The organism is Pseudenhygromyxa sp. WMMC2535, assembly GCF_011083025.2.
On sequence record NZ_JABJWV010000001.1, the window covers coordinates 8,944,695 to 8,966,540 of the forward strand.

Below are 21,846 nucleotides of genomic sequence, written 5' to 3' on the forward strand. Positions count from 1 at the left end.
GACCATATGGCCAAAGACGACCCCGCCCTGCCGCCCTCCCCCGCGCAGCGCCTGCGCGAGGCCGGCAAGGGCGAGCTGCTCGAGGAGATCGACCTCGGCGGCGAGCTCCCCTTTGGCGACGGCCAGCGCAGCGCGACCGCGCTATGTCGCACGCGCAGCGGGCTCTACCTCGTGCTGCTTCGGGCGCCCGCGGACGAGCCGGGCGCCGTCGTCGATCTCCTCGCGGCGGACCAGCGCCTGCGCCTGCAGCCGCGGGCCCTCGGCGATCGCCTGCTCGTCGACGGCCACCGCCTGGGGATCCCCTGGGGCCGCGGGGATCAGGTCCAGCGGATGATCGCCCTGGTCCGCGTGGCTCGTTACTTTGGCCACGGCCTGTCCCCGCATCAGGCCGCGACCACGGGCGAGCGCCTGCGCCGGGCCCTGGATCACGCCGACGGCCCCTGGTCCTGGGACGGCCCCTTCGTCGACGCCATGACCGCCCACGAGCGCGCCTGGTTGCAGCGCTGGCTCGACGCCGACGAGCGCCTGCTGGCCTGGCAGGAGACCGAGGCGCGCCACGACTTCGACTCGCCGCTGCTCCCCGACGCCCGCGGCCGCGTGGCCATGGTGATCAGCGAGCGGCGCCAGGCCCTGGTCGCCATCTCGCCCGTGGGCGACGTGTGGATCACCGCCCTCGATCCCGCCGAGCTGCGCGTCGAGACCAGCGCCATGGGTCGCGCCCTCGTCCACAGCGGCGAGCATCACCTCCGCGTCCCGCTCGGCGACGACGCCACCTTCGCCGCCCTCGCCGAGCTCCCTGCCCTCCCCGCCCTCGAGCGCAAGCGCGGCCTCGCCCGGGCGCTGTGGCGACGCAGCGGCGCCAACCCGGAGTCCGCCCTCGGCCAGCGCGCGGAGGCGATCCTCGACGAGCTCGCCGAGGCCGGCGATCCCTGGTCGCGGGTGACCGCGGCCGTGCTCTTCGAGCCCCAGCACTTTCGCGTCCTCCCGCCGGGCGGGCCGTCCGAGGGCGAGCCGTCCGGAGACGAGCCCTCCGATGACGAGAGCGCCCCGGCCCAACCCGAGCCCCTCGGACCCGGCGACAGCTTCGCCGGGCTCCCAGCGCCGCTGCGCGAGGCCCTGCGCGCCCTCGCCGAGGGTCAGGCCGAGGGCGAGGCCCTCGTCGCGTGGTGGCGGCGCTGGTCCCTGGGCCCCGAGCGCGGCGAGCTCATCGTCGAGCTACTGTGCGAGCTCGGCCACGACGGCCAGCGCCTCGCCCTGCCCCTCCACGAGCAGCTGCGCCCGCTGCTGCAGGAGAACCTCCAGGGCGATCTCGTCGCCGAGGCCGTCGTCGACTTCGTCCTCGTCGAGCACCTGCTCGAGCTCGGCGAGGCCCAGCGCGCCCAGACCCTGCTCGACGCCCGGCGCCCGCGCCTGCCCAGCGAGGAGCTCCAGGACCTGCTCCCGCCCAGCCCCGAGCGAGGCGGCCAGCTGATCCGCGTCGAGCTCCAGGAGCTCGCGGCGGCCGCCCAGGCCCAGCTCGGCGACGGCCACGTCGCCGCCCTCGCCGACCTCGCCCGGCTCCAGCCGCTGGCGGCCGAGCGCTTCGACGCCTTGGTCGAGGCGCTCCACACTCGCCGAGAGGCCCGCGGCCAGCTCGACGCCGACGAGCACGCCCTGCTCGAGCGCGCCGAGATCGTCCGCGACCTCCTCGCCGAGGACGGCTTCGCGCCCAAGACCGACACCAACAACACCGAGACCCCGCGCATCAAGGCCAGGGCCCTCGACGCCCACGGCCTCGAGCTCCTCCACCACCCCGCCGCGCGGGTCGACGGCGTGCTCGGCCGGCTCCAGGGCGCGCTCGCCAAGGTCGCCGTCCCCGACTGCTCGCAGCTCAAGAGCTACTGCGAGCGCGCCAACCTGGCCAAGGCCACCGCCCTCGCCCGGGCCATCGCCGACGCCACGATCATGCTCGGCCTCGGCGGCGTCGAGCCCTTCGTGTCCCGCGGCGACAAGTCCGTGGGCCTGCGCGCCTACGAGGACTCGACCGCCTTCATGCTGATCGGCGGCGACCACCTCGATCCCCACAGCCACGCCTTCTTGGCCGAGCCAGCCCTGCGCTTCGCCGTGGCCTGCGAGCTCGCCCACCTGCGCTTCGCCCATCGCCGGGTGACCAGCGACGAGGTCTGGTCGGGCACCTTGGACCTCGGGCTCACCGGCCTGAGCATGCTGCTGGCCGCCGCGCCCCTGCTCAAGCGCCTCGAGGGCCCGGCCAAGCACCTGCTCGACAAGGTCGGCGCCCCGGCCGTGGACCGCTGGCGGCGCAAGCTCGCCAAGCGCGAGAGCCACAGCCTGGCCAGCGACAACAGCCAGCTGATCGCCGCCCACCGGGTCATGCAGCTGAGCGCCGAGCGGGCCGGGCTCGTGGCCTGCGGCGACCCGCGAGCCGCGATCCGGGCGATGTTCACCGTCCACCCCGCGCACCTGAGCCAGTGGCCGCTCGTCGAGAGCCACGGCCTGCGCGCCGCCTTGACCCGACCCACGCGCAGCGACGACGAGCGCGAGCGCCTGCGCCTCGAGGACCTCGCCGTGCGCGTCGCGGCGCTGCTGAGCTTCTACCTCTCGCCGGACTACGCGGCCCTGCGCGCGGCGGCCTTCCCCGCGCCCGCGTGAGACCCGGCCCGGCTCCTCCCGCGCGCTCAGCTCTTGGAGCGCTCGTCGCTCAGCTCGAGGAGCGCCCCCTCGAGGGCCCCCGCTTCGAGGGAGACGACGCGATCGGTGGCCACGAAGTCCCGCAGCAGGCGCTCGTCGCCGACGCCGAGGACCGGCTTGCCGAGGCGGCGGGCCTGCTCGGCCTCGGCGGCCATCCAGCGCGAGGGAATATCCGAGCTCAAGGCCACGACGACGTCCGACGACTCGAGCTGCTCGCGCATCGCCCATCGCCAGTCCTCCCCCGGCCTGAGCTCGTCGCGATAGATCCACGTGGTGAAGCCGGCCTCCTCGATCCTGCGCTTGACCTCGCGGGCGAGCTCGTCGTCGTCGCGGGCGTAGCTGACGAAGACCCGCAGCCGATCCGGGCGAGCGGCGACCTCCTTCAGCGGCGCCGGCTCGGCGAAGTCGAGCATGTGTCGGAAGACCTCCCGCGCGCCGCCCCGGAGCCGGACCTCGATCCCGACCACGAACACCCCCCAGCCCTCGCGCTCGATGCGGAAGCCGTCGCCGGGATCGCTGCGGGTGACGATCGCCGGGCTGAAGGTCGGGTGGAGGTGATAGATCACCTCCTCGATCTCGGCGAGCTCCTCGGGCGTACCCTCGATCCAGATCGCCCAGCGCCAGTAGCCCTCGCCGACCGCCTGCGCGCTCTGGCGGGGCCTCACGGCTCACCCCCGACCCGGGCGAGCTCGACGCGCAGATCCTGGGGCGTGGCGACCGAGGCCCAGGTCTCGCTGGTGAGCTTCAGCTGGACCTCGACGAGCTGATCCTCGCCGATGGCGTCGAGGTGCGCGACGACGCCGCCCGGCTCGAAGACGAGCAGCGCGTCGCGCCAGTCCGAGTAGCAGTAGTCGCGGTTGGAGAAGCAGCGGTAGCGACAGCTCGCCCCGCCGCCGCGCGCCTTTTGGGCCAGGTCCCGAGGCAGCAGCAGCGCCCGGCTGCGGCGGCCGGCCTTGCGCTTCCACAGCGCGAGCAGCTTGGTCAGCCGAGTGACTCCGGGCAGCGGTCGCTCGGGGTCGTACTCGATGTAGACCGGCCCCCCGGCGAGGCTGCCCTTGATCTCGACCCCGGCCTGGATCACCGCGACGCTCGGCATGTCGAGGGCGTAGGCGAAATTGTACTCGTCGCGCACCCAGTTGTAGGTCCGCCAGACCCCCGGGGCCTGCTCTTCGCGCGGGGTCATCAGCGCGACCAGCCCCCAGCAGCCCTTGATGCGCTGCTTGATCTCCTCGGTCAGCGAGCCGCTGAGCACCTCGCCGGTGACCACGTCGAAGCCGAGGCTGTCGATGAGCGCGAGCGCGGCCTTGTAGAGGTCGCCGTCCTGATCCGCGAAGCCGTAGCTGAGGAAGATCCGCTGCATGCGACCCCCCTCGACCCTACCAGCCGGGCTCGGCGCCCACCAGCGCCCCGGCTTCGCTATAGTCGGCGCCATGTCGACGCGCGCCGCGACCCTCCGCCTCCCGATCGCCGCCCTCGCCCTGCTCGCGGCCTGCACCCCCGAGGGCGACGAGGGCGGCGAGAGCAACGACCAGGCCGAGATCGGCGAGACCCTCGGCGAGGACGCCGACGAGGCCGAGAGCACGAGCGAGGGCGCCGACGAGAACGCCGACACCCTCGAGACCACCTGGGGCGAGAGCGCCGTGCCCGAATTCGGCGCGACCTTCACGGTGATCGCCACGGCCGAGGACGGCCTCGACGTCCCCCGCGACCTCGCCTTCAACCCCCTCGCCCCCGAGCAGCTGTGGACCTTCAACACCCTCAGCCACGGGGCGGTGATCGTCTTCGATCCCGGCACCGCCCAGCAGAGCGCCGAGGTCCGCATCGACGCCTACGGCCAGCACTTCATGGCCTTCGTGTCCTCGGCGGCCTTCGGGCTAAACGGCAATTTCGCGACCTGCCAGGAGTCCCGCAACGAGTGGAACGTCGGGCCCCAGCCGCCCGACGACTTCATGGGCCCGACGCTGTGGCCCGCCGACCTCGAGATCTTCGCCATGGTCGGCCAGGAGTTCCCGCCCGGGGCCCAGGAGGGCAGCCACCTCGACATGCTCCACCAAAGCCCGCTGTGCATGGGCATCGCCTTCGAACAGGGCAACGCCTACTGGGCCTTCGACGGCTTCCACGGCGACATCGTCCGCTACGACTTCCAAGACGACCACGGCCCCGGCGGCGGCGACCACTCCGACGGCATCATCACCCGCTACGTCGACGTCGAGGTCACCCGCGTCGACGACATCCCCGGGCACATGGAGTACGACCCGAGCTCGGGGCTGCTCTACGTCGCCGACACCGGCGCCGGGCGGATCTTCGCCCTCGACACCCAGACCGGCGTCGACATCGGCCCCCTGCCCGGCGAGTGGGACGGCGCGACCTACACCGGGGTCGAGGGCGCGCAGGTCCACGTGCTCGCCGAGGGCCTCGATCGTCCCTCGGGCCTCGCCCTCCACGGGGGCCGGCTCTTCGTCGGCGAGTTCGGCAGCGCCGACATCGTCGCCTTCGATCTCGAGGGCGGCGAGCTCGGGCGCATCCACACCCCCGCGGGCGCGCTCATGGGCCTGGAGATCGGCCCGGCCGGCCGGCTGTGGTACGCCGACGGCATCGCCGAAGAGATCGTCCGCGTCGATCCCTGAGCGGGTCGGCGACGAGCGCGAAGCTCGCCACCGCCTCGACGCGCCGCCGCCGTCGGGCGCCGATTTCGGGCCTCCGCGCCGCGTGATCTCCGCAGATCGCCGCCCTCGGGCCTCCGAGCCGGACTCGCTTCACCGCCGGGCGCCGATTTCGGGCCTCTGCGCCGCGTGATCTCCGCAAATTCGCCACCCTCGGGCCTTCGAGCCGGACTCGCTTCACCGCCGGGCACCGACTTCGGGCCTCCTCGGTCAAGTGCTTCACCGCCGGGCGCCGACTTGGGGCCTCCGCGAGCAGTTGCTTCACCGCCCGGCGCCGCCCCCGGGCCTCCGCGCTCGAATGCTTCACCGCCGAGCGCCGCCGCGCCCGAGATCGGCTGCTAAGGTGGGCGCGATGCGCCTCAAGGACGCCCGCAAGCGCCTGCCCGTCGTCAATCAGCTGCCGCCGAGCAAGACCCGGCGCTTTTTTACCACCGAGGACAGCGGCCCCGTGCCGCGCCCGGCCCTCGCGGTCTGGGAGTTCACCTTGGCCTGCGACCACCGCTGCCTGCACTGCGGCCCGCGGGCCGGCGAGGCCCGGCCCAACGAGCTGAGCACCGACGAGGCCCTGGCCCTCGTCGACGATCTCGCCGAGGCCGGCGTCGGCGAGGTCGTGCTGATCGGCGGCGAGGCCTACCTGCGCAACGACTTCATCCTCGTCATCCGCCGGATCCGCGAGCGCGGCATGTCGGCGACGATGACCACCGGCGGCCTGGGCATCACGCAGGCCCGGGCCGAGGCCATGGTCGAGGCCGGGATCCAGAGCGTGAGCGTGTCGATCGACGGCCTCGAGGCCGCCCACGACAAGCTCCGCAACCGCCCGGGCAGCTGGAAGCGCGCCTTCCAGGCCCTGCGCCTGCTCCGGGACGCCGGGGCGCGGATCGCCGTCAACTCGCAGATCAACCAGGTCAACTTCGGCGACCACGAGCCCCTGCTCGAGCTGATCGCCGACGAGGGCGTGCACTCCTGGCAGCTGCAGATCACCGTCGCCCACGGCAACGCGGCCAGCAACGCCGAGATCATCCTCCAGCCCTACATGTTCCTCGAGCTCTTCGAGCAGCTCAGCCGCATCGCCGACCGGGCGATCCAGCGCAAGGTCCGGATCTGGCCGGCCAACAACCTCGGCTACTTCGGGCCCTTCGAACACAAGCTGCGCCGCTTTCAAAAGGCCCACTACCGCGGCTGCGCGGCCGGCAAGAGCACCATCGGCATCGAGAGCGACGGCGCCATCAAGAACTGCCCCAGCCTCGGCGGCCCGGCCAACATCGGCGGCAGCTGGCGTGAGCACGGCCTCGCGGCGATCTGGAAGAGCGCGCCCGAGATCACCTACATGCGCCGGCGGACCCTCGACGATCTGTGGGGCTACTGCCGCGAGTGCTACTACGCCGAGACCTGCATGTCGGGCTGCACCGCCGCCAACGAGCCCCTCCTCGGCCGCCCGGGCAACAACCCCTTTTGCCACCACCGCGCCCTCGAGATGAAGCGCATGGGCATGCGCGAGCGCATCGAGCCGGCGATCCCCCCCAAGGGCGTGCCCTTCGACAACGGCCTGTTTCGGCTGATCCGCGAGTACGAGGATCCCGAGCGCCGCGCCAAGGAGGGCCCCGTGGAGATCACCGAGCCCCGCATCTCTCGCCTCGTCGAGCAGATGGGCACCGGCCGGGAGATCCGCGCCGACGAGCTCGTCGAGGGCCGCGCGCCCTTCGAGAAGCTCGACCACGACGTACAGGCTTAGGAGCCCGTGAGGCAGCGCGATGGCGTCATCGAGCTCGCTCGTCCCCCAGCTTGGATCGCCGGCGACCCACGAATCGACCCGAGCGGACAACGCCGCGGCCCAATCGTCGAGGCAACGAGCCGCCGCCGAGCGCCGCTCCACACATGCACGCGTCCGCAGCTCAATCCACTCGCGCCTGTGAGCGTCGAGCCGAGGTCGGAGTTCACCCCACTCTCGGCCCTCGCCCGACACGCCTTCGACGTCACGCGAGATCTCGCGCAGCACGAGGCGATCGTCGGTGTCCGCAACATGGTAGTCGGTCTGGCTGCGCTGCTCACAGACACCACGACAAACGTGCCGCCAGCCCCCCTACCAGCAGGAACCGAGTTCACGGCTCCGCAGTCTTCGTACTCTAATCACAAAAGGGAGGCATCGGTGCGTAATCCGACGGCCACGCGCAGATCCTGGCGTGCAGCCACTCGATGTCCTCGTCCTCCCAGCGGACGGCACCAGCATCGAGTCCGTTCTTGCCATAGTGAATTCCGACGCTGCACCGGGTCCCACCAGAGCACTCGTCGACCCACAAGGGGCTGCCCGATTGACCGGGCTGACTCGCGCACGAGTGAGTGAGTTGTTGAGACTCGACCTCCTCGACCACGCACGATTGAAGGTACATCCAGCCAGCACAAGGGCAGCCATGCTCGTCTGCCTCCGGTGACTGGTCGCAGGCCTCCGTCGGTGCGGGGTATCCCGCGGTGAACACGGAGAGTTCATCGAGCGTGCCTCTCGACGCTCTACACAAGCCCATTCTACCATACTGGCCACTCCGCTCCTTGTCATCCGCCAAGATCAGCAACGCGTAGTCGTCATACATCGTCTCCGGGAAAGGGTTCCAAATAACGCGCTCGACAGCCCAAGCACCGCCATTGAGCAGGGCCTCGTTCGAACGCCCAGGAAAAACGTCCAAACTGAAGAACTCCGGGGGGTCATCGATCCATTCATTGAGGTCCCCCCACGTCCCCCCTACGACATGCCGGTTGGTCAGAAGGTGTCTCGGGCCAACGAGGAAACCCGTCCCCCGATCGAGCCAATAACCCACGGAGTTTTTCTTGGGGTATTGGAGACGGACGAGGGCTATGGTACGCAGCGGATAAGACTGGAGATCATTCTCGGAGCTGACGGGAACCCGAGGGTCCTCCAGCCCCCAGTTCCGAAAGCCAAAGGCTTGTCCCGAGGACGAGACGGTGTCGTTCTCCAATAACCGACGATCCAGTCCATCGAATTCGGCGATCTTCGACTCCCCCCCCGTCGAAGTCAGTCCCGCAGCGCCAACTTCATCACCCCCCACAGACTCTGGCTCATCGCAGAGCTCTGCACCAGGGTCGCCGCAACCCAAGACCAAAGAGAGCAGCAGCGAGGCGACCCTGCGCTTCACCATCGCGCCACCACGAGCCGGTACGTTTCCTCTGAGCTGGTGGCGTAGACCGTGAGCGACCCCGTGATCTGAGGCGCGTCGAAGATGAGCCCCAAGGTCTTGCCAGCATCCGCTGGCTGGGCCACGGGCGCGAGGAAGTTGACGCTCGGCGAGCTCAGGTCTCGCGCGGCATGGATGAAGGGCTTGGCCCAGTCCTCGGTCTCGGGATGGTCCGGCCCAAAGCCCACGTCCAGCCCCGACAGCTCGATCGCTAGCGCACCGTCCTCGGTCTCGGCGCTCACACCTATCGCCGTCCGGACAAAGTCATCACAGACCACGTCGACGTCTTGGACGACCTCCCCCGAGGCATCCATGGCTTCCCAGTCCTCGAAGAAGACCTGGGGATTCATCGGCACGTCGAAGGTCAACGTCAACGCGGAGCTTTGACCAGAGGCGTCGAGGACTTCGACCTCCGCGCTAAGGCTCGAGAGATCCCAAGTCAGCGTGGTCTCGAAGGACTCGGGGATCACCGCGAGGATATCGGCACCAGACCGCCCGTTGGGGGCGATCGTATCCACGCCAGCGAGCTCAGTGGTCGACACGAGCTCGCAGGTCGGCTTGGATCCCTCTGTCGCGGTGTCGCCGCTGACGTCGCCAGCTTCATCCGCACTGGGCCCTTCACAACCCAGCGCGACCGTCGCTAGCAAGGCGCCGACGTATCTAGCGATCCTCATGGACTCCATGCTACCAGCGCCCCGAACGCCCGCGTTGCCCAAGTCACTCGGCGCGGACATACCAGTGTTCAGCACGGTCTTGCGGGCGCAAGCCAGGACGGCCTTCGGCGCACACCCGGGCGAGCCGGTCGAGGGTCCGCCTCGCAACTTCAGTGATCTCCTCGGCCCTGGGTGCTTCGAGCACGCGAAAGCGCAGCACGCCGCACTAGTGTGCGCGGCAGAGGACTTGAAGGGCCCCAGGCTTGGAGCACCGGCCGCTGACTTCGTTGCTCGTCAGTCATTTGTGCCCGACAAACTCCCTCCTCGCGCCTCGTCAGCAACCGGCGGTCCGGCGCCTGAGACCCTTCAAGTCCTCTGCCGCGCACACTAGTGTGCGCACCCACGAAAGTCCCACAGCCGGGCGAGCAGCGCCGCGAGGTCCTCGGGCGGCGCCTGCCCCCTGCCCAGGCGCGCCAGCACCCCCGAGAGCCGGCAGTGGCGCTGTAAGAGCAGCTGCCCCGTCAGCCGGCTGGCGAGGCCCTCGTCGAGCTCGCGCTCGGCGTAGCCGTAGCCACGCAGCAGCGCCCGCGCGCCCCCGGGCACCATGGTGGCCATGAACGCGAGCGGGGCAATCAGCTCGTGCTCGCACGCGCCGAACATCGCGTCACCAAAGTCGAACAGCCCGGACAGCGTGAGCGCCCCGTCGACATCCTGGACCATGAGGTGGTCGTGGTGCAGGTCCATGTGCAAGGCCGCGAGCTTCGCCTCGCCCAGCTCGGCGAGCAGCGCTGGGGTGACGGCGGCCTCGATGTCGGCGATCCAGGCCGGCGAGAGCCCGTCTTCACGCTGCTTGTCCACCAGCTGCTCGCGCCGGGTCGCCAAGAAGGCCTGCCAGTCCGCGCGCATGGCCGCCTCCAGCTCGGGCAGCGCGAGCGCGTGGAGGCTGGCCGCGAGCGCACCGAGCTGAGCGATGAGCGAGCGCTGGCAGCCCTGGTCCAGCGAGGACCAGCGCTCCGAGAGGTGGCTGCCGGGGACGCGCTCGAGCACCAGGTAGGGCCAGCCCTCGAGCTCGCCCTCGCCGAGCACGCCCGGCGTGGCGATGCTCAGGCGGCCCGCGACGTGGGCGAGCATCGCCCGCTCGGCGAGCGCGTCGTCGGCCCACAGCGGCACGAAGAGCTTCACGACCACGCGATCGTCGAGGTAGACGATGTGCGTCCCTCCCTTGGCCCGCTCGAGGCGGTCGAAGGCGAGGCCATGGCGCGCGGCGATCACCCGCAGCCCTGGCCGCCAGCGCGCCTCGTCGGCCACGAGCTCGCGGTAGCGTGCTTTCGAGTCGATCTCGGGGAGCAGCGGCATGACCGACCTTCGCCCACTTTGGGGTGAGGCGCCAATGCCCACCTCGAGCTCGGCAAAACACGATATACCCATGATCCGAATCGCATGGATTGCCAATGTTCAGACGCGCATATTCGCACATTAAAAGTCGACACTTTCTTGGCGAGACCGTGCACGGTCTCGCACGCTACCCTCTGGCATATGCGCACTTTTTGCCGGTTCCGCGAGGTCGCTCGGGAAGTTTCTGCGTGGGGGCCTCAACGCCCTCAGACAGCCTACCAGGCGGCACCTTCCCTGATCTCCAAAGGTTCGAGGGCGTGAGCCTTCACCCTCGAAATGACATCACTTTGAACCTCGACTACGCTTGGCCTCCCGTGCCACTGACACATACCATCCGCCGATGCGCAAAGCCGCCTTTATCGCCACTCTTCCCCTCATCGTCGCCTGTGCAGGGGGGAACAATGATGCTCGAGACACCTTCATGACCAGCACCACCGACGGGGCCGACGAGGCCACGAGCACCGCCGAGACCGGGGAGTCGGGCGAGAGCTCGAGCGAGTCCACCGGCCAGGACGATGTCGACACCTCCTCGGGCGAGACCGATGAGAGCGACACCACCGACGAGAACGACACAACTGGTGATCCGGCCTGCGCGCGCAAGCAGTACACCTTCAACCTCGACACCCAGACCTGGTCGTCGATCGCCCTCGACCAGGCCTGGATCGGCGAGAACGCGCCGGACTGCTCGGTGGGCATCGCCGCGGCCAGCCTGATCGCCGACTGGGACGTGCTGATCGTCGTCGCCGAGGATCAGATGATCTACTGGCGCGACGCCGGCGTATGGCAGACGCCCCTGGCCTGGGGGGACAGCTTCGCCGCGCTGGTCGGAGAGACCCCGACCGCGGCCGTCTACGCGCCCAACCCCGACGACACCAGCGAGGCCACGCTCTACCTCAACCTCGACGACGGCCGCGCGCTGCTCTACGCGCTCACCGAGGTCGGGGGCATCTCGCTCGCGGACATCATCCAGCTCGAGGACGGCGATCCCCCCGCCGCGCCTCAGGGCACGGAGATCGCCCGCTGGTCCTTCGCCCTGGCCGACGCCGACGCGGCCCCGAGCGCCGACTGGCTGGTGTGGACGATGAATTACAACGACGGCAACCTATACACCTTCAACGCCGCGTTCACCTGGACGCAGTCGCCCGAGGACGACAACGAGCTCTTTGGCACCGGCCAGGCCGACGAGCCCGTGCCCGCGCAGATCGAGGCGGCCTTCGCCGACCTCTCCCAGGGCCGCGCCTACTTCGTCGCAGAGTGAGCGCTGGTGGTGGACCCGCTGTCCAGAGCACCGACAGCGGGTTCGAGGCCAGTCCCCTCGGCGCTTTCACCACGGGCTGCTCGAGCGCGCGAGTCGAAAGCCGAGATCGTCGATGCGAAAGGTGGGGTGGCTCTTGCGGCGGCACGACGAGCGGCAGGCGCGAGGCAGGTCGCACCAGCCTCCGCCTCGAAACACGCGATAGGGGCCGTAGACCTCGGGATCGAACACGTCCCAGCACCACTCCCAGACGTTGCCGATCATGTCGTGGAGGCCCCAGGCGTTCGCCTCGCGGGTGCCGACCTCGTGGACGCGCTCGCCCGAGTTCTCGCGGTACCAGGCGATGTCCTCGAGCAGGCCGGGGCGCGCGTCCGTGGACCCGGCTCGGCAGGCGTACTCCCACTCGGCCTCGGTCGGCAGCCGATAGCCGTCGGCGCGCAGATCGACCCTCGCGTCGCGCCCCTCGGGGTCCTCGCCCGGGTCGATCGCGGGGCGCAGGCCCTCGCGCAGCGACAGCGCGTTACAAAACGCGATCGCGTCGAGCCACGAGACCTCGGTGATCGGCAGGCCCGCCTCGTCCTCGGGGCAGCGCGGGCCGCCGAGGAGCGCGAGATAGTCCGCGCGCGTGACCACGAAGGGCGCGATCGAGAAAGCCGCGAGCTCGACACGCCAGCTGCGTCGCGTGCCCTCGTCGCGCAGCTCGATGGCCCCACTCGGGATCGGGATCACGCGCCCAGCCTACATCGCCTCGCTCCCCCGCGCGTGAGCGATTTCGCGATCGAGGACTTCGTGCCGATCGCCTCGTCGAGCGACGCGAGCGTCCACATTAGCCGCACGCGGGCGAGCTCGTTTTGATAGGCTCGTCCGCGACATGTTTGCCTGTCACGCCTGCCATCGCCATATCCGCGCCGACGAGGCCGAGTGCCCCTTTTGCCACGCGAGCATCACGATCGCGCCCGCCCCTTCCCCCCTCCCCTCCAAGTTCGGCGCGCTCGCGCTGACGATCGGCCTGAGCCTGGCCGGCTGTGGAGACAGCGACTCCGAGGAAGAGACCACGACCGAGGAGAGCGAGGGCGAGGACGACACGACGACCGCCGATACCGAGGGCGAGGGCGAGTCCAACTCCGGCTCCGAGACCGACACGACCAGCGACGACTCCAACTCGGCAGACTCCGACTACGGCGGCGCGCCTCCGCCCGAGGATCTCTGAGCCAACAATTTCAGCCGAGATTGAATGAACCGGCTCTGCGGGGCTCCGACCCCGTAAAGCCGGCGAAAACGGCCTCCTGGTGCGCAGTTGCGCCTTGTCCAAAGGATCAGTCGAGGCCTGTTTTCGCTGCGGAGTCCGGCCCGAGACTCTGACAAGCCCGCCACGGGAGCATGACATCGCTGACGGCGAGCACGGCTCGACCGCGTGGGAGGCCGCCTGCACGGCAAATTCGCAGGCGTAGCGACGCTGACAAAATCGTCATCGTGGCGGCCCCCCAAAGCGCTGCTCATGCTTCCTTCATGCCTTCCCTCCGCATCACCCACTCCGTCCTGCCCCTGCTTTGCGTCGCCGCCCTGGCCAGCGCCTGCGGCGTAGACGAAGACCCCCTGGGCGAGGTCGACGACGAGACCGGGACCGGTGAAGACGAGGCCACCGACGAGGCCGACGAGTCTGGCGACTCCGAGAGCGAGGACCAGATCGCCTGTGAAGAGACGATCCAGGAGCTCGAGAGCCTCGACACCCCGTCCTCCGCCGGCTTCACCGCAGGCGACGTGCTCGACCCGATCGCCGGCGAGTTCATCACGACCCTCAACTGGATGGCCCAAGAGGGCGACGTCAAGGTCGACGTCAAGCCGGTCGCCGCTCAGGTCGAGCTCGATCTGACCCTGGCCGACATCGGCGGCGCGCTGCGCTTCATCGAGTCCACGCCCAACGAGGCCGCGGTCGCCCAGGGCCTCGAGGACGAGCTCGACTGCCGCTCGCGCTTCGAGCTCGAGGTCTCGGTCAAGCTCGCCAGCGACGACGGCACCCTCAAGGAGGACCTGCCCGTGGTCCTCAGCGCCGAGCTCGAGGATGACGCCCTCGGCGTGGCCACCGTGCACCACGTCATCGACATGGACAGCATCGAGGGCACCCTCGAGATCTCCGAGGTCGATCCCGCCGACCCCGACGAGCTCAGCGTGATCCTCGACGCCAGCTTCTCCGTCGACCCCGACACCAACATGCCCGACAGCCAGGGCTCGCTCGGCGGCTGGGCCGAATACCGCGAGGGGGAGGGCGAGGACGAGGTCGTCACCCGCGGCGAGTTCATCATCGCTACCTGGTAGGCGCGTCCCCCGGCGCCGCCCGCGGGGCGGGGACCTCGAGCATCCCCCCAAAACGGCTCGGTCCCCGCCCCGCAGAGGCGCCTTGGCTAGAGATTTGCGTGCGCCGCGAGTTCGTTGTTCCATCGGAGCATGTCTGACCTGCGCGCGCCCTCCCGTCGCTCCTTCACCCTCGCGCTGGCCGGCGCCTTCGCGGGCCTCGGCCTCCCCGGCCGCGCTCGTGCGGCGAGCCAGCGCGTGCTGATCATCGGGGGCTCGGCCATGCGCGGCGCCCTCGGCAAGCACCTCGAGCTCGGCGTCGCGGCCAGCGGCCACGAGGTCGACCGCCAGGCCAAGAGCGCCTCGGGCCTCGCCCGCCCGGACTTCTACGACTGGCTCAGCGAGGGCCCGCGCTTCGCCCAGGCCTTCTCGCCCACCGCCACGATCTTGCTCTTTGGCGGCAACGACGGCCAGAGCCTGCGCATGGCCGAGGGCAGCGACCCCGAGTGGATCCGCTGGGAAGAGGACGCCTGGGCGACCGAGTACCGCCGCCGCGTCGACGTGCTCGCCAAGGCCGTCGCGCCCCAGGGTGAGCAGGTGATCTGGCTGGGCATGCCCGACATGCGCTCGAGCAAGCTCGACAAGCGCATGCAGCGGATCAACACGATCCTCGAGGAGGCCATGGACGCGCTGCCCGGCGGCGCCTTCGTGCCGACCCGCGGCCTGCTCGGGCCGCGCTACGCCGACAGCATCCAGCGCGGCGGCAAGACCGTGACGATCCGCGCCAAGGACGGGGTCCACTTCAGCACTGAAGGCGCCAAGATCCTCGCCGAGGCCCTGGTCCCCAAGATCGACGGGCTGCTGTAGCTTCGAGGGCGGCAAGCCGAGCGAGAGAGCATACACTGCGGCCATGCCCGCCCGCCGTATCTGGCTGATCGCGCTGCTGGTCCTGCTCCTGACCCCCGCCACCGCCGCCGCCAAGAAGCGCCCGCGGCGTGGCGCGAGCCCGGAGCCGGTCCGCTACACCCTGTCGATCCCCGAGCCAACCACCCGCTACGTCCACGTCCACGTCGAGCTCAGCGACGCCCACGCGGCGAGCACCGAGCTGGCGATGCCGGCCTGGGCCCCGGGCTCCTACCTGATCCGTGACTTTGGCCGCCACGTCTACGACGTCGAGGCCCACGCCCTGAGCGACGGCGCCGCGCTCGGGGTCGAGCGCGTCGACAAGCAGACCTGGCGGGTGGCCAACGCCAAGCAGGGCTTCTCCCTCGACTACCGGGTGTTCGCCGACGAGCTCAGCGTGCGCACCTCCTACGTCGACGATCGCTTCGCCCTGCTCAACGGCAGCTCGGTGCTGGTCTACGTCGTCGACGAGCTCGATCGCCCCGCCGAGCTCGAGCTCCAGCCGGCCGCCGGCTGGCCCGTGCACACCGCCCTCGATCCCCTGCCCCACGCGCAGAGCGACGCCGCCCCCCTGCGCTACCACGCCGCCGACTACGACGAGCTCGCCGACAGCCCGCTGCTGCTCGGCGAGGCCCAGCGCGCCCAGTTTCGGGTCGCCGGCGCGGCCGTGGAATTCGTGCTCCTCGCCCCCGCGGGCACCAACGCCGAGCTCGACCGCCTCGCCGCCGACGCCGAGCAGATCGTCCGTGCCTTCGCGCGCACCTTCAACGGCCTGCCCTTCTCGCGCTACGTGTTCTTGCTCGTCGCCGACCCCGTGGGCGGCGGCGGCCTCGAGCACCACGACAGCGCCGCGATGATCGTACGCCCGTGGATCTTCTCCGACGCGTCCGGCTACCGCCGGGTCCAGCGCCTGCTCGCCCATGAGTTCTTCCACCTGTGGAACGTCAAGCGCATCCACGACCGCGTGCTCGGCCCCTTCGACTACAGCGAGGAGAACTACTCGCAGCTGCTGTGGTTCCACGAGGGCTTCACCGAGACCATCGAGACCCGCGCCCTGCTCCGCGCCGGCCTCGTGTCCCCGCGCGCCTACGTCGAGGAGCTCGCCAACGCCTGGACCAGCTACGTCGCCAAGCCCGGGCGCAACTACAGCGCCATGACCGAGCTCTCCCGCGACGCCTGGATCAAGGCCTACCAGCCCGCCGCCAACTACCCCGAGACCGCGATCAGCTACTACGAGAAGGGCAACCTGATCGGCGTCTGCCTCGACCTCAGCTTGCGCCTGCGCGCCGCCGAGCACGGCCGCAGCGGCTCCATCGAGGGCCTCTTTCGCCGGCTGTGGGCCGGCCGAGACCCCAGCACCAACGAGCGCGCCATCACCTTCGACGACATCGTCGCCGCCGCCTCGGCCGAGGCCGGCGAGGACATGCGCCCCTTCTTCCAGCGCTACGTCCACGGCACCGAAGAGCTCCCCCTCCCCGCCCTCCTCGCCCAGGCCGGCGTCCTCGTCGAGGCCACCCCCCTCGGCGAAGACGACGAGCGCCTCGCCCTCTGGTCCGGCATGTCCGGCCACCAATCCCTGACCCAGATCGAGCCCAACTCCCCCGCCGCCACCGCCGGCCTCATGCTCGACGACGAACCAATCGCCGTCGCCGGCCACCGCGTCCACAGCGTCGACGAAGCCAACGAGCGCCTCGCCGACCTCGACCTGGGCACCCCCACCACCATCACCATCTTCCGCCGCGACCGCCTCCTCGAGCGCGAGCTCACCACCACCCCAAACCCCCACCAGCGCTGGCAGTTCACCCTCCCCCCCTCCCCCAATGAGGGCGGCGAAGACGACCTCGACCAAGCCCGCCTCCGCGAGCTGTGGCTCCTCGAACACCTCGAGCGCTGACCCACCAACCTCGGCAAAGGGCAAAGACCCCCCCTCCATCTTCTCTCGGCGGAGACCCGCCCCTCCATCTTCGCCGACGACCCAGCCCCTTCATCCTCGGCAGAGACCCGCCCCTCCATCTTCGCCGACGACCCAGCCTTCCATCTTCGGCGGAGACCCATCCAGCCACCCTCGGCGGCGACCCAGCCTTCCATCTTCGGCGGAGACCCGCCCCCTCCATCTTCGCCGACGACCCAGCCTTCCATCTTCGGCGGAGACCCGCCCCCTCCATCTTCGCCGACGACCCAGCCTTCCATCTTCGACGGAGACCCATCCAGCCACCCTCGGCGGAGACCCAGCCCCCACCGCCCTCGGCGGGGACAACCCACGCCAAAGACGCGCACAAAAGGGGCAGCAGGGGACCCCTCATGCGAGTTTTGCGTACGTACCCTACCTTCGACGCGACTCCCCCCAAACACCCAGCCACCCGCCAGCAAGCCGCCCGCCGCAGTCAGCAAGCCTGTCTGAGCATGAGGGGTCCCCTGCTGCCCCGTGCGCGTGTCTGCCGTCGAGAAAATCCCCTACAGACCCCAAGACACTCCCCCTCCAAACCCAAACCCAAACCCAAACCCAAAAACCCGAAAGCACCCCCCCCATGCCCCCCAAACTCCCCGCCCTAGACCCAACCCAAGTCCCCGCCCGCACCCACTCCACCTACCCCGCCCCCTTCCAAGCCCGCGTCCTCCCCCGAGAAAAACGCAGCCTCACCGCAGCCCTCGGCCTCACCCAAGTCGGCATCAACCTCACGACCTTGTCCCCAGGCAAGGAGTCCTCCATGCGCCACCACCACAGCCACGAGGACGAGTTCGTGTACATCCTCGAGGGCGAGGTCGTGCTGCGCACCAACGCGGGCGAGCAGCTCCTGCGCGCAGGCATGTGCGCAGGCTTTCCCGCCGGCAGCGACGACGCCCACCAGCTCGTCAACCGCAGTGATCGTCCGGTCCAATACCTCGAAGTCAGCAACCGCGATCCAAGGGACAGCGTTCAATATCCAGACGTCGACCTCGTGTATCAAAAAGACGTCGAGGGCAGCCCACGCTTCACGCACAAAGACGGCACGCCCTACCCCAAACACACCCCCTGAGCTCACCAAGGGCCAATTGTGGAATGTGCTATTCCACATGAGACGCAAGACTTTCCGATGGTCAATCGCCCGACATCCCCTATGGTAGAAGTCTTCGCTCTCTCATGCTGGGTTTACCGGAGGTCCTTCCACGCTTCGACGTCACCGTGAGCCGTCCCGAGCTCGAGACGGCTGGTGCCATCGAGCGTTGCCTGGCCTCCGAGCTCAGCCAGTGCCGGGGCTGGGTCCAGCTGCCCTATGCCGAGCTGCGGGTCCCCCAGCACATGCGCCACTTTTGGTCCCCCCGCCTCGAGCTCACCTTCGACCACGCGCCCGAGGGCACAACCCATATTCACGGGGTCTTTCGCCCGGAGCCCGGCGTGTGGACAGGCTTCGTATTCATGCACTCGGTGCTCGGCGTGGTCGCCTGCATCGGCCTGACCATGGGCTTGTCCCAGTGGACCCTGGGCGATCCGCCGATTGCGATCCTCGCCTTCCCGCTCGCAGCCGCGCTGTCCTTGGCCCTCTACATCGGGGCCCTCGTCGGTCACCGCCTCGGCAGCGACGAGATGACCATGCTCCGCCAGGAGCTCGACTGTGCGCTCTACTCCTGCGGGCTCACGGCCCCGGATCAGCCCGCCTCGCCCGACGAGGCGAGCCCCCAGTGAGCCAACCTGGCCCCGTCGAGCGCACGCGCGACCTCGGCTGACCGGTCGAGCTCACGCGCGACCTCGACTGACCCCGTCGGCGAACGCCCCCGCGATCAGGTGCGCCACTCGGACCGGCTCGGGCAGCTTGCCGTGAACGCGCAGGTCCTCGATGACCTGCGCGGCCGCGTCCAGCTCCAGGCCCACACGCTGAACCCATAGCGCCGCGCAGGGCTCCATCTCCCCCGCGGCCTCGATCAACGCCCACTTGCGCGCGCCCCCGGGCACCTTCTCGAGCAGCGCGCGGCGGATGTCGGCGTAGCGCGGCCGTTTGCGCGCGAGCACGAGGATCGGCTTGTCCAGGCGCTCGTGCAGGCCGTGGATATCCGCGACGTTGAAGCCGCCAAAGGTGATCCCCCCGAGCAGCACGATCTGGGCGTGCTCGGCGAAGGGGCTGCTCGAGATCAGCGTGGCGATGGCCTGCGTCGCGTTGGCCCCGTCGCGGCGCAGCTTGCCCGTCATCACGCCATCGAGGCGCGTGCGTGTGAAGGCCACGCCGACGACACCCACGTCCCCGCGGTGCTCGCGGGGAAAGGGCGCATCGTCGACGGCGATGGAGTTCGAGAGGCGGCGGGCCAAGGCTTTCTCAGCGCGGCTTCTTGCGCGGGCGAATGCTCCGCACCCGAGCCTTGACCGACACTTTAGCCCGAAGCTCGCTGGCCTGCCCCCCAGCTGCCTTGGCGACCACCCGCCGCGCCGCCCGGCTCGGACGCACGCGCAGGCTCTCTCGTCCGGCGCGCTCGGGGGCTGGCGCTGATGCAGGCTTGGCCCCCGCCTGCGCGGGCCCGAGCTTCGTGGGCGCGTCCTGCTTGGGGCTCAGACCCGCCCGCGGCGGCCTGCTCGGGCGCACCCTGACCTTGGTGGGCTCGACCAAGAGCCGACTCGGCCGCGTCCTCGCCGGTCGCGGGCGCAGCTTCGAGGCAGCCTTCTCGCGCGCCGGCTCCATCTGTGTCGTCGCGCCAGCGTCGGCACCAGTCTCCTCGCCTCCAGGGATCTCCTCGACCTCCCTCGCCGCCAATTCGCCCGCAGCGTCTTCGCCTCCCGCGGCCACATTCTCCTCTGCTCCGGTGCCAGCGTCCTCGCCTTCGCCTCCCACGCCCACCTCGGCCTCGCCCTGCACCGCAGCCGCTCCGGCACCATCGCCCCCCGCGGCCAACTCGTCCTCCCAGTCATCCTCATCGACCCGCTCGGGCCGCGCCTGCAAAAAAGCCGCCGCAGGGCTCTGTGCCGCCAGCAGCGAGCTGCTCGCCCGATAGCGGACCTCGGCGATACCGAGCAGCGCCGCCGCGTCGAGGGCGAGATCCAGGGCCTCCTCCGGCTCGTGGTCGGGCCAGCGTTGATCATCGGCCGCCAAGCCCATCCCCAGCGCGACCACCCCATCGATGACTCCGGGGATCCGCTCCGACACCGCGGCCGCCCGGGTCTGCTCGTGCTCGGGCGCGTTCGCGTGCTCCCAGCCGACCTCGCTCCCCGCCCGCGTGCGCACGCTGAAGGCCCGCGGGAGCACGCGATCCACCTGCGGCGCCAAGCTGGCCATCTCCCCATTTTCCTGGTGATCCACATCCACGCTCAGCTCGAGGATCATCTCGCTAGCCGCACAGATCTCCCGCATCCCCGCGGCCAGCACCGCGGCGGCCTCATCGAGGCTCGCAAAGCCGACCAGCTCCGCCTCGCTCCATCCCTCGCCGATCGCCAGCTCGATCCCCGCCGCTCCCCCCGCCTCGACCAGCGCCGGGAGCTCGGCGAGCGCCGCCTCGATCGCCGCCCGCACCGGGGCCACGGCGACCACCAAGACCACCGCGATCTCCCGCGGCTCACACAGCGCAGCCAGACGCGCCAGCTGATCCGCCGTCCAGCGCGGCACCCAGCTCCCCGCCTCGCCCACCAACTCGATCGCCAAGGTCTCCATCCCCATGGCCTCCAGCGCCACCAAAGCCGCCTCGCGCAGCACCTCGGCCGGCGGCGAGTCGACCCAGCAGCCCACCCGCACCATCTCCGGCAGCAGCGACCCGCCCACGCTGGCCAGCCGCTGGATCCTCCGCTTGCTCGGCTCATCGAGCTTCCCCGACTGAGGCAGCCCCATCCACCCCTGCCAGGCCCACAGCCACTGCACCGTCAGCTCATCCATCTCCCCCGTCATCGGATCGACCCCGATCACCAGCTGGACGAGCTCGATCTGCTCGGCATCGAGGCCCTGCTCCGCGTTGAAGGCGAGCGCATCCTGAAGAGATTCAGCGTCGATTTCCACAGCTCACGATAGCAATGCCCCTCCTCCGCCCGCGACTAGCCGCAGGGATCCACCTCCAGGCTGGGTCGAGCTCGAATGGGATCACCAGTCACCCCGACCCTGCGCTCGGCTCACTCGGCGCCTGCGCAAGCCCTGCGCAGCGTGCTACATCGGGAGAGCCATGCCCCGTCTCTTCCCCACGCTCCTGTGCCTGTCCCCGCTCCTCGCCCTGGCCTGCACCGACGACGGCAGCGGCGACGACGAGTCGAGCTACGACCCCGAAGAGATCATCGCCACCGCCGTCGACTTCTCCACCCAGCTCGAGCGCCTCGACGTCGACACCGTCGAGTCGATCCACCTCGAGAACATGAGCCGCGGCGCGATCTGGGCCAACGCCGACGCTGCCACCATCTTCCGCACCCTCGACCCCGACGACGCCGACCAGCAAGCCGAGTTCCCCCCCGGCTCACTCTTCGTCAAAGAGCTCTTCGACCCCGAGGGCAACCCCATCGACGCCCTCAACGTCATGGCCAAATTCGACCCCGGCTACTTCCCCGAAGCCAACGACTGGTTCTTCGCCCTCATCCAGCGAGACGGCACCGTCATCCAAGAACAGATCGGCAACGGCTCCGAGGTCGGCTTTTGCGTCGACTGCCACACCTCCCTGGCGCCCGACACCGACCTGATCATCGGCCTCGACGCCGAAGACCTCCGCTGACCACAACCCCACGCCAGCCCCCGCGGCCAGGCAACCAAGCTGCGCTCCACGACGGCCAGGAGCCCGCGGTGAAACCCACCACGGACTCCTGCCACCCTCGTGCACGCGCTCTTCCAGCGAGCTCCGCGTACGCCCCCCTTGCCCTCGGCAGGCAACACCCCCCG

General features: G+C 70.0%; 20 protein-coding genes. 11 read left to right on the forward strand and 9 right to left on the reverse strand.

Translation table 11 applies throughout. The annotated features are described in order from the left end of the window. Positions 1-6 precede the first annotated feature (6 nt). Positions 7-2,649, forward strand: coding sequence for a hypothetical protein (locus tag G6O69_RS34450; RefSeq protein ID WP_172307712.1), 2,643 nt, complete (start codon positions 7-9; stop codon positions 2,647-2,649). Between the two features lie 26 nt (positions 2,650-2,675). Here the strand turns inward: G6O69_RS34450 and G6O69_RS42540 are convergent, their stop codons facing one another. Continuing rightward, complete coding sequence (locus G6O69_RS42540; RefSeq protein WP_172307713.1) at positions 2,676-3,353, reverse strand: pYEATS domain-containing protein; 678 nt, start codon at positions 3,351-3,353, stop codon at positions 2,676-2,678. Beyond that, positions 3,350-4,048, reverse strand: coding sequence for a hypothetical protein (locus tag G6O69_RS34460; RefSeq protein WP_172307714.1), 699 nt, complete (start codon positions 4,046-4,048; stop codon positions 3,350-3,352). The genes G6O69_RS42540 and G6O69_RS34460 overlap by 4 nt, the downstream gene beginning before the upstream one ends. 70 nt (positions 4,049-4,118) lie before the next feature. Here G6O69_RS34460 and G6O69_RS34465 point away from each other — a divergent pair, with 70 nt between their 5' ends. Both G6O69_RS34465 and G6O69_RS34470 read left to right on the forward strand, forming a co-directional pair. Continuing rightward, positions 4,119-5,315, forward strand: a complete 1,197-nt coding sequence (locus tag G6O69_RS34465; RefSeq protein WP_172307715.1) for a hypothetical protein — start codon at positions 4,119-4,121, stop codon at positions 5,313-5,315. Between the two features lie 388 nt (positions 5,316-5,703). Beyond that, positions 5,704-7,083, forward strand: coding sequence for a radical SAM protein (locus tag G6O69_RS34470; RefSeq protein ID WP_172307716.1), 1,380 nt, complete (start codon positions 5,704-5,706; stop codon positions 7,081-7,083). Positions 7,084-7,474: 391 nt separating this feature from the next. Here G6O69_RS34470 and G6O69_RS34475 read toward each other — a convergent pair whose 3' ends face one another. The 4 genes from G6O69_RS34475 to G6O69_RS34490 form a co-directional block, all read right to left on the reverse strand. Continuing rightward, a complete protein-coding gene (locus tag G6O69_RS34475) occupies positions 7,475-8,500 on the reverse strand; it encodes a trypsin-like peptidase domain-containing protein (protein ID WP_172307717.1) in 1,026 nt (341 codons plus the stop codon). Next, positions 8,494-9,210: a hypothetical protein gene (locus G6O69_RS34480; protein ID WP_172307718.1), complete on the reverse strand. Its 717-nt coding sequence runs from the start codon at positions 9,208-9,210 to the stop codon at positions 8,494-8,496. Before G6O69_RS34480 ends, G6O69_RS34475 begins: the two co-directional genes overlap by 7 nt. Positions 9,211-9,253: 43 nt before the next feature. Then, positions 9,254-9,409 (reverse strand): hypothetical protein, encoded by a 156-nt coding sequence (locus tag G6O69_RS34485; RefSeq protein ID WP_176397258.1) that lies wholly within the window; start codon positions 9,407-9,409, stop codon positions 9,254-9,256. A gap of 167 nt (positions 9,410-9,576) precedes the next feature. Next, positions 9,577-10,545, reverse strand: a complete 969-nt coding sequence (locus G6O69_RS34490; RefSeq protein ID WP_172307719.1) for a phosphotransferase — start codon at positions 10,543-10,545, stop codon at positions 9,577-9,579. Between the two features lie 460 nt (positions 10,546-11,005). On the opposite strand from G6O69_RS34490, the gene G6O69_RS34495 reads away from it, so the two are divergent. Continuing rightward, positions 11,006-11,842, forward strand: a complete 837-nt coding sequence (locus tag G6O69_RS34495) for a hypothetical protein (RefSeq protein WP_172307720.1) — start codon at positions 11,006-11,008, stop codon at positions 11,840-11,842. 66 nt (positions 11,843-11,908) lie between these two features. On the opposite strand, the gene G6O69_RS34500 is transcribed toward G6O69_RS34495, so the two are convergent. Beyond that, positions 11,909-12,568: a formylglycine-generating enzyme family protein gene (locus G6O69_RS34500; RefSeq protein ID WP_172307721.1), complete on the reverse strand. Its 660-nt coding sequence runs from the start codon at positions 12,566-12,568 to the stop codon at positions 11,909-11,911. A 142-nt stretch (positions 12,569-12,710) separates the two neighbouring features. On the opposite strand from G6O69_RS34500, the gene G6O69_RS34505 reads away from it, so the two are divergent. From G6O69_RS34505 to G6O69_RS34530, 6 genes are all read left to right on the forward strand, one after another. Continuing rightward, positions 12,711-13,049 carry a hypothetical protein gene (locus G6O69_RS34505; RefSeq protein WP_172307722.1) on the forward strand — a complete coding sequence of 113 codons (339 nt, stop codon included), beginning with the start codon at positions 12,711-12,713 and terminating at the stop codon, positions 13,047-13,049. Between the two features lie 299 nt (positions 13,050-13,348). Next, positions 13,349-14,155 (forward strand): hypothetical protein, encoded by an 807-nt coding sequence (locus tag G6O69_RS34510; RefSeq protein WP_172307723.1) that lies wholly within the window; start codon positions 13,349-13,351, stop codon positions 14,153-14,155. Positions 14,156-14,284: 129 nt separating this feature from the next. After that, positions 14,285-14,998, forward strand: coding sequence for a DUF459 domain-containing protein (locus G6O69_RS34515; protein WP_172307724.1), 714 nt, complete (start codon positions 14,285-14,287; stop codon positions 14,996-14,998). Positions 14,999-15,041: 43 nt separating this feature from the next. Continuing rightward, positions 15,042-16,928 carry a PDZ domain-containing protein gene (locus G6O69_RS34520; RefSeq protein WP_172307725.1) on the forward strand — a complete coding sequence of 629 codons (1,887 nt, stop codon included), beginning with the start codon at positions 15,042-15,044 and terminating at the stop codon, positions 16,926-16,928. A gap of 790 nt (positions 16,929-17,718) precedes the next feature. Beyond that, positions 17,719-18,051: a cupin domain-containing protein gene (locus G6O69_RS34525; RefSeq protein ID WP_255215955.1), complete on the forward strand. Its 333-nt coding sequence runs from the start codon at positions 17,719-17,721 to the stop codon at positions 18,049-18,051. A 146-nt stretch (positions 18,052-18,197) separates the two neighbouring features. Continuing rightward, positions 18,198-18,698 carry a hypothetical protein gene (locus G6O69_RS34530; protein WP_172307727.1) on the forward strand — a complete coding sequence of 167 codons (501 nt, stop codon included), beginning with the start codon at positions 18,198-18,200 and terminating at the stop codon, positions 18,696-18,698. Between the two features lie 51 nt (positions 18,699-18,749). Here the strand turns inward: G6O69_RS34530 and G6O69_RS34535 are convergent, their stop codons facing one another. Both G6O69_RS34535 and G6O69_RS34540 read right to left on the reverse strand, forming a co-directional pair. Further along, the gene (locus tag G6O69_RS34535; RefSeq protein WP_172307728.1) at positions 18,750-19,316 is read right to left on the reverse strand and encodes a DUF99 family protein; all 567 of its coding nucleotides are present in this window, start codon (positions 19,314-19,316) and stop codon (positions 18,750-18,752) included. A gap of 7 nt (positions 19,317-19,323) precedes the next feature. Further along, the gene (locus tag G6O69_RS34540) at positions 19,324-20,985 is read right to left on the reverse strand and encodes a hypothetical protein (protein ID WP_172307729.1); all 1,662 of its coding nucleotides are present in this window, start codon (positions 20,983-20,985) and stop codon (positions 19,324-19,326) included. Positions 20,986-21,145: 160 nt separating this feature from the next. On the opposite strand from G6O69_RS34540, the gene G6O69_RS34545 reads away from it, so the two are divergent. Then, positions 21,146-21,682: a hypothetical protein gene (locus tag G6O69_RS34545; RefSeq protein ID WP_172307730.1), complete on the forward strand. Its 537-nt coding sequence runs from the start codon at positions 21,146-21,148 to the stop codon at positions 21,680-21,682. Positions 21,683-21,846: the final 164 nt, after the last annotated feature.